General features: G+C 46.7%; 14 protein-coding genes. 8 read left to right on the forward strand and 6 right to left on the reverse strand.

Features of this window, described 5'->3' with window-relative positions; genetic code table 11:
• Nucleotides 1-7 precede the first annotated feature (7 nt).
• The 4 genes from pfkA (at nucleotide 8) to FHW36_RS19720 (ending at nucleotide 4,659) form a co-directional block, all read left to right on the forward strand.
• Nucleotides 8-988 carry a 6-phosphofructokinase gene (pfkA, locus tag FHW36_RS19705; protein WP_145671307.1) on the forward strand — a complete coding sequence of 327 codons (981 nt, stop codon included), beginning with the start codon at nucleotides 8-10 and terminating at the stop codon, nucleotides 986-988.
• A 12-nt stretch (nucleotides 989-1,000) separates the two neighbouring features.
• On the forward strand, nucleotides 1,001-2,488 hold the full coding sequence (gene pyk, locus FHW36_RS19710; protein WP_145671308.1) for a pyruvate kinase: 1,488 nt from the start codon (nucleotides 1,001-1,003) through the stop codon (nucleotides 2,486-2,488).
• Between the two features lie 162 nt (nucleotides 2,489-2,650).
• Nucleotides 2,651-3,217 carry a TetR/AcrR family transcriptional regulator gene (locus tag FHW36_RS19715; RefSeq protein WP_145671309.1) on the forward strand — a complete coding sequence of 189 codons (567 nt, stop codon included), beginning with the start codon at nucleotides 2,651-2,653 and terminating at the stop codon, nucleotides 3,215-3,217.
• A gap of 35 nt (nucleotides 3,218-3,252) precedes the next feature.
• A complete protein-coding gene (locus FHW36_RS19720; RefSeq protein ID WP_145671310.1) occupies nucleotides 3,253-4,659 on the forward strand; it encodes an MFS transporter in 1,407 nt (468 codons plus the stop codon).
• Here FHW36_RS19720 and FHW36_RS19725 read toward each other — a convergent pair.
• A complete protein-coding gene (locus tag FHW36_RS19725; RefSeq protein WP_145671311.1) occupies nucleotides 4,649-5,824 on the reverse strand; it encodes an MFS transporter in 1,176 nt (391 codons plus the stop codon). The two genes, FHW36_RS19720 and FHW36_RS19725, sit on opposite strands and share 11 nt — an antisense overlap.
• A gap of 114 nt (nucleotides 5,825-5,938) precedes the next feature.
• On the opposite strand from FHW36_RS19725, the gene FHW36_RS19730 reads away from it, so the two are divergent.
• The 4 genes from FHW36_RS19730 (at nucleotide 5,939) to FHW36_RS19745 (ending at nucleotide 9,407) form a co-directional block, all read left to right on the forward strand.
• On the forward strand, nucleotides 5,939-7,294 hold the full coding sequence (locus tag FHW36_RS19730) for an NAD-dependent succinate-semialdehyde dehydrogenase (protein WP_145671312.1): 1,356 nt from the start codon (nucleotides 5,939-5,941) through the stop codon (nucleotides 7,292-7,294).
• A 51-nt stretch (nucleotides 7,295-7,345) separates the two neighbouring features.
• Entirely contained in the window at nucleotides 7,346-8,302 is a 957-nt protein-coding gene (coaA, locus tag FHW36_RS19735; protein WP_145671313.1) for a type I pantothenate kinase, read from the forward strand.
• A 3-nt stretch (nucleotides 8,303-8,305) separates the two neighbouring features.
• Nucleotides 8,306-8,890 carry a Crp/Fnr family transcriptional regulator gene (locus FHW36_RS19740; protein WP_145671314.1) on the forward strand — a complete coding sequence of 195 codons (585 nt, stop codon included), beginning with the start codon at nucleotides 8,306-8,308 and terminating at the stop codon, nucleotides 8,888-8,890.
• Between the two features lie 70 nt (nucleotides 8,891-8,960).
• Nucleotides 8,961-9,407, forward strand: a complete 447-nt coding sequence (locus tag FHW36_RS19745) for a DoxX family protein (protein WP_145671315.1) — start codon at nucleotides 8,961-8,963, stop codon at nucleotides 9,405-9,407.
• A gap of 90 nt (nucleotides 9,408-9,497) precedes the next feature.
• On the opposite strand, the gene tssD is transcribed toward FHW36_RS19745, so the two are convergent.
• The 5 genes from tssD to FHW36_RS19770 form a co-directional block, all read right to left on the reverse strand.
• Nucleotides 9,498-9,884 (reverse strand): type VI secretion system tube protein TssD, encoded by a 387-nt coding sequence (gene tssD, locus FHW36_RS19750; RefSeq protein ID WP_145671316.1) that lies wholly within the window; start codon nucleotides 9,882-9,884, stop codon nucleotides 9,498-9,500.
• 153 nt (nucleotides 9,885-10,037) lie between these two features.
• The gene (gene tssO, locus FHW36_RS19755; RefSeq protein ID WP_145671317.1) at nucleotides 10,038-10,562 is read right to left on the reverse strand and encodes a type VI secretion system TssO; all 525 of its coding nucleotides are present in this window, start codon (nucleotides 10,560-10,562) and stop codon (nucleotides 10,038-10,040) included.
• Nucleotides 10,563-10,623: 61 nt separating this feature from the next.
• Nucleotides 10,624-11,799, reverse strand: a complete 1,176-nt coding sequence (locus FHW36_RS19760) for a hypothetical protein (protein ID WP_145671318.1) — start codon at nucleotides 11,797-11,799, stop codon at nucleotides 10,624-10,626.
• A gap of 10 nt (nucleotides 11,800-11,809) precedes the next feature.
• A complete protein-coding gene (locus FHW36_RS19765) occupies nucleotides 11,810-12,664 on the reverse strand; it encodes a TssN family type VI secretion system protein (RefSeq protein ID WP_145671319.1) in 855 nt (284 codons plus the stop codon).
• Nucleotides 12,665-12,773: 109 nt separating this feature from the next.
• Nucleotides 12,774-13,736 (reverse strand): hypothetical protein, encoded by a 963-nt coding sequence (locus FHW36_RS19770; RefSeq protein WP_145671320.1) that lies wholly within the window; start codon nucleotides 13,734-13,736, stop codon nucleotides 12,774-12,776.
• Nucleotides 13,737-13,744 lie beyond the last annotated feature (8 nt).

A 13,744-nucleotide genomic window follows, 5' to 3' on the forward strand; every position in this document is an offset into this window, starting at 1 on the left:
AATTTATATGAAAAAACTCAACAACATTGCAGTCCTTACATCCGGGGGAGATGCTCCTGGCATGAACGCAGCAGTTCGTGCCGTTGTAAGAACGGGCATTTATCATCAGCTGAATGTGTACGGCATAATGTACGGCTATAGGGGAATGTTGAAGAACGAGATTTTCCCGATGGAATCAAAATCTGTTGCCAACATTATTCAGCGCGGGGGCACGATATTGAAGACCGCCCGCTGCAGAGAGTTCTATGAATATGAAGGGCGAAAAATGGCTTACGAAAATCTGAAGAAACACAACATTGACGGGCTGGTAGTAATAGGTGGTGACGGCTCGTTTAATGGTGCGCAAAAGTTCAGCCAGGAATTTGACATTCCGTGTATAGGCTTGCCTGGTACTATTGACAAGGACATTGCAGGGACTGACTCGACTATTGGATTTGACACGGCTGTAAATACAGCAGTAGAAGCGATAGACAAAATCAGGGACACCGCGGATGCGCATGACCGTTTGTTTGTAATTGAAGTAATGGGCCGTGATGCCGGTTACATTGCATTACACAGCGGTATTTCCACTGGTGCGGAACACATATTGATGCCGGAACGCAAAACGGAAGTAAACGACATTATTGAAGAACTGCAGGCGAACGAACGTCGCAGAAAACTGGTTAACCTGATTGTGGTAGCCGAAGGTGATGAAACCGGCGGCGCACAGGAAGTTGGGCGCATCATTAAAGAGAGATGTCCTCAACTCGACACCCGGGTGAGTATCCTCGGGCATATTCAACGCGGCGGCGCTCCCACCTGTACAGATCGCATTCTGGCGAGCCGCCTGGGCTATGCAGCTGTAGATGCCCTGCTGGAAGGCATTCACAATGTAATGATTGGCGTAGTAAACGACAAAATTCATTACACTCCTCTTGATAAAGCTGTTAAAGCCAAACAGGAAATCGACCCTGAATGGTTTAAGATTGTTAAAATTCTTGCGAGTTAAAAAATCAGACTTATGAGTACAAAGGATCTTTCGAAATACTATCACAAGCAGATGGATAATGCTGCGGGTAGAGAGCACTCTTCGCACAAAACAAAAATTGTGGCCACTGTTGGCCCTGCGTGTGATACCTATGATGGACTGCTGGCTTTAGTAAAAGCCGGTGTTAACGTTTTCCGTCTCAACTTTTCACATGGCTCGCATGAAGATAAACTGCGGATTATTGAATACATCCGCCAGATCAATAAAACAGAACCTTATACCGTAGCCATCCTGGCCGATTTACAAGGTCCTAAACTGCGCGTGGGTGAAATCGAAAACAACGCCCTCCCGCTGAAAAAAGGAGATATCCTCACCTTCGTGAATGAGAAACTGGTGGGTAATATGGAAAAAATCTACGTTTCCTACCCAGATCTTTACAAAGATCTCAAACAAGGCCAGAAAATCCTGCTGGACGATGGTAAAATAGAAACCATCGTAAAAGAAATCACTGCCAACGGAGAAATCAAAGCAGAAGTAAGCTTACCAGGTGTACTGTCTTCTAAAAAAGGCTTCAACCTCCCGGATACCAAAATTTCCCTCCCTGCACTGACTGAAAAAGATATTATCGACCTGGAATTCATTATCGACCAGGAATGCGACTGGGTAGCGCTGTCTTTCGTAAGAAGCGTAAAAGATCTCGCCGATCTGCGCAAACGCCTGGAAGCACGTAATTCTAAAATCAAGATCATTTCTAAAATCGAGAAGCCTGAAGCCATTCAGAACTTAAAAGAAATCATCTGGGAAAGTGATGGCGTAATGATTGCCCGTGGTGACCTTGGCGTAGAACTGCCCGTAGAGCAGATTCCAATGATCCAGAAAGATATTATCCGCAAATGTATTCACCGTGCAAAACCCGTTATTGTGGCTACACAAATGATGGAAAGCATGATGGACCGCACCCGTCCTAACCGTAGCGAAATCACCGACGTAGCTAACGCAGTACTGGAAGGCGCCGACGCGGTGATGCTTAGCGGTGAAACAGCTACTGGTATGTTCCCCGAACTGGTGATCCAAACGATGAATAAAATCATCCAGGAAGTGGAAAAAGAAGCAATCATCTACAACCGTAACCTGATCCCGCACCGCCACTCTCCTACCTTCCTCAGCGATGCACTGTGCTACAACGCCTGTAAAATTGCGGAAGACCTGGATGCTGATGCCCTCATTGGTATGACCCAAAGCGGCTACACCGGCTTTATGCTGAGCAGCTACCGCCCACGCAGCCCACTCTATATCTTCACCAAAGAAAGATCGCTCGTAAACCAGTTGAGCCTCAGCTGGGGTGTACGCGCCTTCTACTACGAAGAAGAAGAAAGTCTCGATGATATCGTTTTCGATCAGATCAACATCCTGAAAGAAAGAGGCTTCATCAAAACCGGCGATGTGGCCGTAAATACCGGTAGTACGCCTGTTAAAGAACACTTGCCTACTAATATGCTGAAGATTACGAAAGTTGACTAATAAGCCCGGTGACACCCTTGCTTAGATACTTTCCCTAAATGCATTTAGCAATATTATCAACAAAGCCCTCCGCCACGGCGAAGGGCTTTGTGCTTTTGTCACCTTTCTTTCAAATAAACATACAGACTTGTCTGTTTACTAAAAACGCCCTAATATTGTGTTATGAAAGAAGGCGCAAAAGAAAGAATTCTACATACGGCGGCGGAGCTGTTTTACCAGCAAGGCTACCAGGCCACCGGCATTAACCAGATCATCGAAGAAGCCGGTATCGCCAAAGCCAGCCTGTACCAGCACTTCTCCTCAAAAGAAACGCTGCTCACTGCCTACCTGCAAAACACCCGGGTGTGCAACCACGAACAGCGGATGAAGTACCTGGAACAACTGGCCCCAGGCAAAGAAAGACTAATAGGCCTGTTCAAATATCGCCTGCAACATATGCAGGAAAACCAATTCAGGGGCTGCGCCTTTATACGCATCGCCTATGAACTACCTCACTTAAATGAAGACGCCCAGCTGCAAATCAATACCCACAATCAAACCATCAAAGCGCTGATTGCCAGCCAGCTGCAGGCAATCAAAGATCCCTTCCCCGAAGCCTCACTCACCGAATGGACCGATATGCTGCACAATCTTTATGAAGGCGCCGGCTTGCAGGGATATCTCATGAAATCACCTAAACCGGTGGAAGACACCATCAACATCGTACAAAAACTACTGGCCACTTTATAAAACCATTTCATTTACCACTACAAAATTCTACTTACATGAAAACAGACCGGTCTGTATATATCAATAACTATAGCACCAGCCCCTGGCTGTCGCTGGCCATCATCCTGTTAGCTCCCCTGATCACGGTAGTCGACATCTTTATCGTCAATATTAGCGCCCCCGCCATCAAAACATATTTTAATAGCTCCGATGCCGCGCTGGAACTGGTGGTAGCTTCTTACCTGCTGGGATACGCCGTATTCCTCATTACGGGCAGCCGCACCGGCGATTACCTGGGTAAAAAGAAAGTGTTTATCGCCGGACTGGCCGCCTTTACAATCTCCTCCGCCCTCTGTGGTTTTGCGATATCTATGCCCATGCTCATCGTTTCCCGTTTCCTGCAGGGCGTAGCCGCTGCGTTTACGGTACCGCAAACCATTACGTTAATACAACTGAACTTTCAATCGCCTACCGACAGGGACAAAGCCTATGGCATGTACGGCATGGCATTGGGCACCGGCGCCACGCTGGGCCAATTCCTGGGCGGCTATTTTATTTCCTCTCATCTCATTACTGACAGCTGGCGGCTCATCTTCCTCGTAAACCTGCCCGTAGGCGTCATTGCCATGGTACTGGCGTTTTATTTTGTACCGGAATCACAGCAAAACAAATCCACCCGTTTCGATATTCCCGGCATCTTTATACTCACTGCCGCCTTATCTCTCCTGGTATATCCTATTATCCAGGGTACAGAGCTGGGCTGGCCACTCTGGACCAAAGCCATGCTGGTAGTGTCATTGCTGCTATTGCTATTTTTTGTGGGATATCAGCGGAAATTGGGTCAGCAACAAAAAGATCCATTGGTACCACTGTCGCTTTTTAAAATCCGGAGCTTCAATATCGCGGTGCTTTGTGTATTATTTTTCTTCGGGGTAAATACCGCTTATATCTTTGCAGTATCTATCTTTTTTCAAAGTGGGTTCAACATCCCTCCTTTTACTGCCGGCAATTATTTTGTGTTTCAAACGGGTGCGTTTCTGCTGGCATCACTATGGTCTATTAAAAATGCCGCCCGGTATCGTATCCGCCTGTTACAGGTAGCCGCAGGATTGATGATCCTCTCCTTTATTTGTCAACTGGTATTATTCCAGGAGAAATTTATCACGCCCTGGGATATCCTTCCCTGCCTGATCATCTACGGCATTGGCTCCGGCCTGATGATGCCTTCTTTATTGAAGGTAGCCATGTGGGATATGCCGGCCGACAAAGCAGGAGCCGCCAGCGGGGTGTATTCTACTATACAACAGGTTTCCTCCGCGCTGGGCATCAGTATACTAGGCGGTGTTTTCCTGTACCTGGCACGCACTTCGGGACATTACTATTTTGCTTATAAAATCGCCTTGTTTTGTATGATGGCCTACCTGTTGATCGTAGTGGTACTGCTAAATCGTATTAAGCGCTAACCACCCGGCCTGATTTTTTATAGGTAGCCAGGTAAATAATCAACGCAATGGAAATAAGGCCCGTACCAGCCATACATACGCCCTTCCATTGTGCCACCGACCATACCCACAACCCGATGCCGGAGCCCAGCGAGGTACCAATAAAACTGGTGGTCATAAACACTGTGTTTAAACGGTTCCTCGCTTCCGGTAAAAGGGTGTAAATGCGCGTTTGATTAGATACGTGAATACCTTGTAAACCCAGGTCTATTGCCACAATACCGATAATGATGCCAATGAGTTTGGTTTGAAATACATAAAAGAGAAAATAACCGAGGAACAGAAAAATAATGCCATAGCCGATCGCAATGCGCGGATTCTTTTTGTCGGCTATTCTACCTACCAACGGCGCACCCAGGGCACCTGCAGCAGCAGCCAGTCCCATTAAACCAATTTGTTCGCTCGTATACTTAAAAGGTGGCGCCGACAATAAAAACACCACCGTTGTCCAGAACATACCAAACATCGCAAAGCAACAGGCATTGATCGCTGATGCTTCCCTCAACACCGGTTGCTCTTTGATCAGGGTGAGTAATGATTTCATCAATTGCCCGTAAGTACCATTGAAACTGGGCTTACTCGACGGAAAAGAGGTAATCATGATCAATGCCAGCAAAGCGCTGATGCCTGCAGCAATCCAGAACATTGCTCTCCAGCCCAGGTGATGCCCGACCATACCGCTGAGCGTCCGCGATAATAAAATGCCCACCAGCAAACCACTCATGATGGTACCAATTACTTTACCGCGACTGGCAGGGTCTGAGAGGTTGGCCGCCAATGGCAAAATCAATTGAGGTACCACCGAAGTAAATCCTATCATCAGCCCAGTTACTTTCAACATGGTGATGTTTACTGATTTGGCAGCAGCTACTAACGCTACCACGGCCGCCAGCGTCATCACCACAATCTGCGATTTACGTTCCAGCTTATCACCCAGGGGTACGCAAAACAACAATCCAAGGGCGTATCCCAGCTGTGTAAAGAAAGTTACTTGTCCGGCATTGCTTTCCGTTACGCCAAACTCCTCACTCATCAGTACCAGTAGAGGTTGGCTGTAATAAATATTGGCTACGATCAGGCCAGTACAAAGGGCCATCACTAAAATATTCCATCTGCTAAGCGTCATAAAGTTGTGCTGGGTTTAAACACTGCAAAGATAGCATTTAGCTTTTAGCAGTTAGCTTTTAGTGGAAAACGGTAAATTTGCAGGACTATTCACTAACGGCTAAAAGCTAAAGCCATGTTTACAAGCATCAACCCGTTTACACAGGAAACCATTGCAGTATACACCGCGCATACGCAGGCAGAGATAGAAAATAAATTAGCGTTGGGACACCAGGCTTACCGCGAATTATTACAGGTGCCACTGGAACAACGCCGGCAGTGGATGATGGAAGTAGCCGCCTCATTGAAAAATGATGTGGATATGCATGCTGCCCTGATCACACAGGAAATGGGCAAAACGCTGAAAGAAGCCAGGGCAGAAGTATTGAAATGTGCTACAACTGCAGAATATTATGCAGAAAATATTGCCGGCATGTTAGCGCCCAGGCCGATTCATTCCGACGCATATAAAAGCTATGTATCTTATGAACCCAAAGGAATTGTGCTGGCCATTATGCCCTGGAACTTTCCTTACTGGCAGGTATTCCGCTTTGCCATTCCTAATATACTGGCAGGCAATACCGGCTTATTAAAACACGCCAGCAACGTAAGCGGCTGTGCATTGGCCATTGAAAAATTGTTCACCACCAGTAATTTTCCACAAGGTACTTTCCAATCGTTGCTGGTAGCTTCCAAAGATTTAGAGCCCATTATTGCAGATCCGCGTGTACAGGGTGTAACGCTTACCGGTAGCACACCGGCGGGCAAAAGTGTGGCAGCACTGGCAGGAAAGTATATCAAAAAAACAGTGCTGGAACTGGGTGGCAGCGATCCATTTATTGTATTGAAAGACGCCGACCTGGAAGCCGCTGCTAAAACCGCTGTACAAGGCCGTATGCAAAATGCCGGTCAATCATGTATAGCTGCCAAGCGGTGGATTGTGGAAGAAGAAATTGTGCCCACCTTCACCGCCGAAGTAAAGCGTATTCTCCAGGATCTTCACCAGGGCGACCCTACGCTCGATACCACGCAAATGGGGCCTATGGCCCGCCCCGACCTGGCCGAAGAGCTAAACAAACAGCTGCAGGAAAGCATTCGCCAGGGCGCTCAACTGGAGTTGGGCGGCACGCACGAAGGCTGTAACTTTGCGCCTACCTTGCTAACCGGGGTGACCAACAACATGACCGTTTTTAAAGAAGAAACATTTGGTCCTGTGGCAGTGATCATACCGGCTGCCAATGAAGCCGAAGCCATTACCCTGGCCAATGAAACAGACTTTGGACTGGGTGCGGCATTATGGACCAGCGACCTGGACAAAGCCGCCCACCTGGCTAACCAGATAGAAAGCGGCAACGTATTTATCAATGCCATGGTGAGGTCCGATGCCCGCCTGCCTTTCGGCGGCGTTAAACAATCGGGCTATGGTCGTGAGCTATCACTGGAAGGCACACACGAATTTTTGAACGTTAAAACTGTTTACATACAACAATAGTGATCCGCTGCTGACATTTTCAACGACGGGTTGCTAAAAGCTAAACTTGTAATGACCACTTCTCTGAAACGCGACCGCTATACTCCCTATATCAGCTTCTCCCGTAAGGAATGGGCAGAAAGAAGCGGTGATGCTATGCTGCAAATGCAGGACTACGACCTGGAAGCACTCCATGGTATGAACGAACCACTCACCCAGGAAGAAATTACACAGGTATATCTTCCGCTGGCGCACCTGTTGAATTTATATGTTACAGGATCCCAACAACTACATACCGCTACCAGCAACTTTCTCAGCAGCCAGGTACATAAAGTACCCTATATTATTGGCATTGCAGGTAGTGTGGCCGTAGGAAAAAGTACTACCGCCAGGGTCCTGCAAAAACTGCTGCAAGCCTGGCCCAATCACCCCCGGGTGGACCTGGTAACCACCGATGGATTCCTGTATCCCAACAAAATACTGGAAGCCAATAATATCATGAACCGTAAAGGTTTTCCTGAAAGCTACGATATCAAGCGGCTCATTCACTTCCTGGCAGATGTAAAATCCGGCAAGGAAAGGGTGGCGGCGCCGCTTTACTCCCACCTGGAGTATGATATATTACCCGGGCAACTCCAGTGGGTAGAACAACCCGATATCGTAATTGTAGAAGGCGTAAATGTGTTACAGGTACGTCCACGTCAGCAACAGAAAGATCCGGCCGTTTTCGTATCCGACTTCTTCGACTTCAGCATCTATGTAGATGCCGCAGAAAAAGATATCCGTAAGTGGTATATCGCGCGCTTCGAATCGCTCCGCAGGACCGCCTTTCAGAACCCGGAATCGTTTTTCCACCGCTATGCCCATCTCTCTGATACTGCCACCGTGGAACTGGCCACCCAGATTTGGGAAGACATTAATAAACCTAACCTAGAACAGAATATTGCACCTACCCGCTACCGGGCCAGCCTGATCCTGGAAAAAGGTCACCATCACTTTGTACAGTCTATACAACTGAGAAAGACGTAACAGATGTCAGATACCCTACACATAAAACAACAGCTGCAGGCATTGCTCCGGGAGCCGCTCCAGGATTGGAATGCCTTTGAAGCCATCCTGCAGCCGGTGAGTTATAAAACAGGGGAATTACTTTCTGAAGCCGGCAAAACCTCTCAGGCTATTTATTTTATTGCCACGGGTATTGTGAGGGTTTACACCTTACACAATGGGAAAGAAATCAGCCTGGATTTCTCATTTCCAGGATCGTTCTGCGCCTCTTATGCCTCTTTTATTACCAGGCAACCTGCTGCGGTAAATATACAGGCCATTATGCCTGTTACGGGGTATGCTTTTCATTACGCCGATCTGCACCAATTATATCACGCATCTCATCAGTCAGAGCGAATAGGCCGGCTGATAGCCGAACAACAATATCTCCGCAAATACAACCGGGAGTTATCCTTCTTGCAATATTCCGCCCAGGAAAGATATGCGCAACTACTCCAGGAACATCCAGAGGTGATACAACATATTCCCATCAAACAGATTGCTTCCTACCTGGGTATTGAGCCCGAGAGCCTTAGCCGTATCCGGAAAAATATGAATGCCACCGAATAATGGATTAACTAACATTTGTTAACGTAATAACGAAACCAGGTACGGACCTTTGTGATATAAATTTATACGCATGGCATTTTTCTCTGGTTTATGCAGCATAATGTTGCTGTTATGGGCGATAGGTCACCTCCTCGGTATTTCATCACTACAGGCATTATCTATGGATGCACGGATAGCAGCCGCGGTCATGTTTGTGCTGATTGGAGTAGCACATTTAATAAGTCCCCGCAAATTGGTATATATGATTGAGGGCATGTTGCCCTTTCCTTTCTCCCTGGTAATATTCACTGGTATCCTGGAAATATTGCTGGGAGTGGGCTTGCTAATTCCAGCTTTCCAATATTACGCGGGTTGGGGCCTGACAATATTGTTAATCGCGATGTTCCCGGCCAATATCAGGGTGGCTGTGAAAAAACTACCTGCTCCCGGTGGATTACCTGCTAAACCCTGGTATACGTGGAGTCGCTTGCTCTTTCAGCCGCTGTACATTTGGTGGATCTGGTGGGCTATATACTAATCATGCGAATATATCGCAGTAATAACGGCATTAAAAAAGAAGCCGCCTCTACTGGGTAGAGACGGCCCTTTTGCATACTGTAAGGAGTTATTATACCCACTCATTAACATGTTTTGCATTACCCATGCTAATTTCACGGGCAGAAATGGTAAAGGAAATTACCATTGGGTTTTTGTTTTCATAGTCAAAAGACTCTTCAAACTTAACCAGGTAACCCTCTTTAAATTCCAGGGTTTTTAATTTGGAATCAGTATCTCTCTTGAAGAAAGTGATGGAACCATCTTTTCTTTCGAAGTTGTTGACCATCCATTCGAAGAGATCTGTTTTTCCGGTAGATTCTACTGTCAGCTTAATGCGTCCGCCACGGGTGATGGCTGAAGGGCGACCGGTAGCATCTGTTTCCTGTGTGAGGTCGTAGGCGACATGCTGTACGTTGTACTCTTGTCCGCCTGTTTCAAATTTTGCTTTGAAGGACATGTTGGGTTAATTTTTAAGGTTACAATAAAGAAAAATACCTAAGATTTATTTATGAATTTATAAGTCTCAAATATAGGATGAAATTTTCAATAATTAAGAGTCCTAACGAATAATTTTTACCCTCATATCTAAAAGATAATATAGTCTTTTCAGTTAATGCGCACGGCTATTCAGCAACATCATCTGGCGACAGTTATCCAGGTCCCTGCTCTTGGTTTCCAGTTGCCTGTTGAGATCTGCTACCTGTTCTTTTAATCCCGCAATATTTTGTTGTGCATTCTGTAACTCCCGCAGCTGTTGCTTGGTTTGCTGCAGTGACAGGCAGTTTTGTACAACATTATCATACAAGCCAAAATGCGTCACCGCTTCTTTTGGGATAGAGTTGCGCATATCGGCCAGGGAAGCAGCAATGATCTGGTCCATATACGTGGCATTCTGATTGGGCAGGTTAATAGAGTCGAGATTATGCTTCACCTTATCCAGCTTTTGCAGGAAGGTGGCCTGGAACGCCTGTTCTTCCCGGAAAGCCGTCAATTCCTTACGTAACGCAGCATTTTCCCTGGCTGGCACCTGGTAATTAAAAAATACGGCTAATACAAACAAGCCTACGGTGATGATAAAAAACAAAAGGAACCAAATAAAGGAAACATTTCTTTCCTGCCTGTTTAATACTTGCATATTTCAGAATTATTCTTTAACTAAATGATCATATAACGAAGTGCGCATAACGGTTGCGCGCTTAGTCCGTAAAAAACCAACGCTTGGCTTTATGTTTACGGAGGTACTCGGAATCCTCCTGTGATTCTTCTTTCACAAAAATATTGCTGTCCTGCTTGCGTCCGATATAATCCAGTCTGCTCAAGCTTTCAAAGAGTTTGTTCACTGCCCTAACGAAAGGAATCATGGGTTGCAGGCATTCGCGTACATCCAGGTGTTTATAACGGATATTGGCGCAGTTGATCATAAGGGTTTCCAGTTCCCCCTGTCTGAGTTCGCACCATTCAGATAAATAGTTGAGCAGTTCTTCTTTACCGGCGCCGGCACGTTGATCAATAGCATTTTTCATCGTGCGGGCCAGTCCGGCAATGATTTCCAGCATCTGTGCCGGCGGCTGGTTCATGGCCAGCCATCTGAACTGGGTGATCCGCGTACCGAGGAACTGTACCATCTTCTCCGTAGTATAAAGTACTACCAGCGCCAGGTCGTTATTCTGATTCCTGCCATAAATTTTTTGCACGATATGCACCCCATACAATTCCATTTGCCCGAGGAACTGATCAAGCTCATGATACAGGTCGATCAGCGACGGGTGGGCACTCACAATGCTGCACGGGGGAATATAATCATCGTCCATCAGCGGGCGGCCATCTATTACGTTGATACGTGCCAGCACCATCTGGTAGCTGCCTAACTGGCCGGAAGGCAACTGGGAGGCAGGGGCTACATATAAGCTATATTCCGGGGTAGCATACGGCAATCTTGGCGGATCTTCATCCAATAATGGTTCCCCACTGGGCTGGCGGTTAAACGGGTTCACCTGCATGAGTACGTAATAGCTGCTTTCTGTATGCTGCGGGTCCCAGTTGTAAGTAGCTTCGGGGAAAGTGGTGGCGTACTTGAGGGAATGTACCGTATGTTCGGGTACCTCAATCCTGCCGCCACCGGGCGTTACCGCCCTGCATTCTGTCAGTTTGATGCGCCACTGCTGTTGATTGTCACTCACAAACCAGCAACGCAGCGATTCTTTATTTTCACCTTTGGGAGGTAATAAGCCATAGTTGAGTGCATGAATGCCGCAGGCCAGCGCATCCCTGATCTGATCCAACAGCGCATTTTCCGTATCAATAAAATGCTGCTTCTTTATCTTCATGCCATCTACCCAGTTAACGGGAAAATGCTTTAACGGTTCTGCCATAATACTGCTTTTAGGATAACATTATTCTATTACAAATGATCACACTGTTTTCCTTGATGCCATTCATAAACACTGCCTTGTGAGGGTCGAGCGTTTTAGCGCCGCCAAACCAGCGTGGCTTCAGGTGAAACACCCATCCGTAGGGCTGCCCGTTGTTATCTACAAAATCAATGGGGGTATTGGGATAACGATCATTATAGTCATTAATAAAGTGGTAAAATAAATCGCCCAGGTCCATTTTAATCGGCGTTCTTGCACGGAAATAAGTACGGGTACCATCTTTAAGTCCCTTCTCCATTTCCAGTCCGATCACGATCAGGTCCCGCATCTCGTCTTCATTTACCTCCGGCACTTCCTTATACATTGGGTATTGCCACCATTTATGCACTTTTACCGGGATAGCCATCATCCGCTCAAAAGTTTTATATACAAATGTGGGAAGTACAAAAGAAAACATACTGGTAAGCATCGGATAATACAGGAAGGTATCCTTATCGAGGAAGCGGTTGACCAGTACAAACCCGGCACCGCCAAACAACCAGATAGCCAGGATAAAAGCCAGTTCAGATACCAGCGTGGTTTCATTTGCCCAAAAACGGGTATACATAAAGTGACAGTGAACAACCCCCAGCCCCAGGAACCATACTTCATAAAAGAGATACTGATTCATCAGGTTCTGATGGGTAAACAGGAAAGGGATGGAACTGATAACGGCAAATACCAGCGTCATACACACTAAATACAACAGTGCTTTCTTTTTATAAAGGCTGAAATTTTTAATGTATCTGCTGAGCAAAGCCACTATGAAAGATCCTACGGCCATAACGCCGGCCAGCATAATGTAAAACTTAGCAGTGTATCTCATAGCTCTGATAATATGTCAAGGTTTTTCGGGTTTGGGTACTAACATGTTTTCGGTTTTTCAGATGCCGGGTAACAGCAAATATAATTCCATAATATAATGAATCAATCGCTCACAGAAAAAAATTATAACCCATTAATCCCTGATCAGGTTGCTTATCGGCCATGACCACCGTTTTCTCACCGGCGGGCGGTAATAATAAAGTTTTTACTTCCGCATCGGCAGGAAACAGGTAGCCGTAACATACCTCCAGCAGCTTTCCATAAGGCCGCCAGGGCAGGTAATCGTATAACCGTTGGCGTTTAACCGGCCCAATGCTCACCGTAATAACAGGCATATCGATATAACAGGAGGTGCCTACCATCGCATCCACGCCAAGGGCACATTCTCCCAGGGGGACGCCATTGTCCGTTTCCACCAGCTGCGGATTCCGGTCAATCGTGATACTCACGGTTTCTTCAAATACCTGCTCCAGGCAAAGCTTTATCAGCGAACTATTACCGGCAATTCGATGTACATAGGGCAGGAGTTTTACCAGCCTGTTAGCGCCCACATCCGGTAGTCCTTCCGGCAGGTTCCAGAATGCGTGAAATAACTGGTCGGCATCTTTACCAAATACATCAAATAACAAATGCTTCTCCCGCTGTTCCAGGTACACCCGCTGCAGGAAAAATTCATTCTCCAGCGGCTGAAAAAAACGACGGGCCTGCTGCTGCTGCTGCTGTTGCCGCTTATAACGCGCCACCATCTCTCCCACCCCCATCTGCCGGGAAGAAGGTTCCTGCTTGAATTCATGAAAAATTCCCTGGGGAAGGCGGTCGTAGATACCATCGCGGGAAAGCGTTAAATTAATAAACGGCTGATAGGGCTGGCTATCATCCAGCTTTACCTGCGTAATATCTGTGGTAAACGAACGGGTAAATACATTCTGCATCTGTACCACCACTTCTTCCTCCCGTACACAGTTATCCAGCAATTCCCCTACCACTACTTCTGCCCTCACATCATAGGGCAAAGCATCGACATGGGCAATCACTTCCTCCAGCACGGCGGCTTTCTGTGCATTGTTTACCATAAGGTGTT

It is taken from the genome of Chitinophaga polysaccharea (assembly GCF_007829335.1).
GTDB classification, from domain to species: Bacteria; Bacteroidota; Bacteroidia; order Chitinophagales; family Chitinophagaceae; genus Chitinophaga; species Chitinophaga polysaccharea_B.

Excerpts from the sequence above, each read along its gene's own strand:
- tssD (WP_145671316.1), bottom strand. The coding sequence starts at position 9,884 with ATGTCCTTCAAAGCAAAATTTGAAACAGGCGGACAAGAGTACAACGTA.
- FHW36_RS19730 (WP_145671312.1), top strand. The coding sequence starts at position 5,939 with ATGTTTACAAGCATCAACCCGTTTACACAGGAAACCATTGCAGTATAC.
- FHW36_RS19720 (WP_145671310.1), top strand. The coding sequence starts at position 3,253 with ATGAAAACAGACCGGTCTGTATATATCAATAACTATAGCACCAGCCCC.
- coaA (WP_145671313.1), top strand. The coding sequence starts at position 7,346 with ATGACCACTTCTCTGAAACGCGACCGCTATACTCCCTATATCAGCTTC.
- FHW36_RS19765 (WP_145671319.1), bottom strand. The coding sequence starts at position 12,664 with ATGAGATACACTGCTAAGTTTTACATTATGCTGGCCGGCGTTATGGCC.
- tssO (WP_145671317.1), bottom strand. The coding sequence starts at position 10,562 with ATGCAAGTATTAAACAGGCAGGAAAGAAATGTTTCCTTTATTTGGTTC.
- FHW36_RS19760 (WP_145671318.1), bottom strand. The coding sequence starts at position 11,799 with ATGGCAGAACCGTTAAAGCATTTTCCCGTTAACTGGGTAGATGGCATG.
- FHW36_RS19770 (WP_145671320.1), bottom strand. The coding sequence starts at position 13,736 with ATGGTAAACAATGCACAGAAAGCCGCCGTGCTGGAGGAAGTGATTGCC.
- pfkA (WP_145671307.1), top strand. The coding sequence starts at position 8 with ATGAAAAAACTCAACAACATTGCAGTCCTTACATCCGGGGGAGATGCT.
- pyk (WP_145671308.1), top strand. The coding sequence starts at position 1,001 with ATGAGTACAAAGGATCTTTCGAAATACTATCACAAGCAGATGGATAAT.
- FHW36_RS19745 (WP_145671315.1), top strand. The coding sequence starts at position 8,961 with ATGGCATTTTTCTCTGGTTTATGCAGCATAATGTTGCTGTTATGGGCG.
- FHW36_RS19725 (WP_145671311.1), bottom strand. The coding sequence starts at position 5,824 with ATGACGCTTAGCAGATGGAATATTTTAGTGATGGCCCTTTGTACTGGC.
- FHW36_RS19740 (WP_145671314.1), top strand. The coding sequence starts at position 8,306 with ATGTCAGATACCCTACACATAAAACAACAGCTGCAGGCATTGCTCCGG.
- FHW36_RS19715 (WP_145671309.1), top strand. The coding sequence starts at position 2,651 with ATGAAAGAAGGCGCAAAAGAAAGAATTCTACATACGGCGGCGGAGCTG.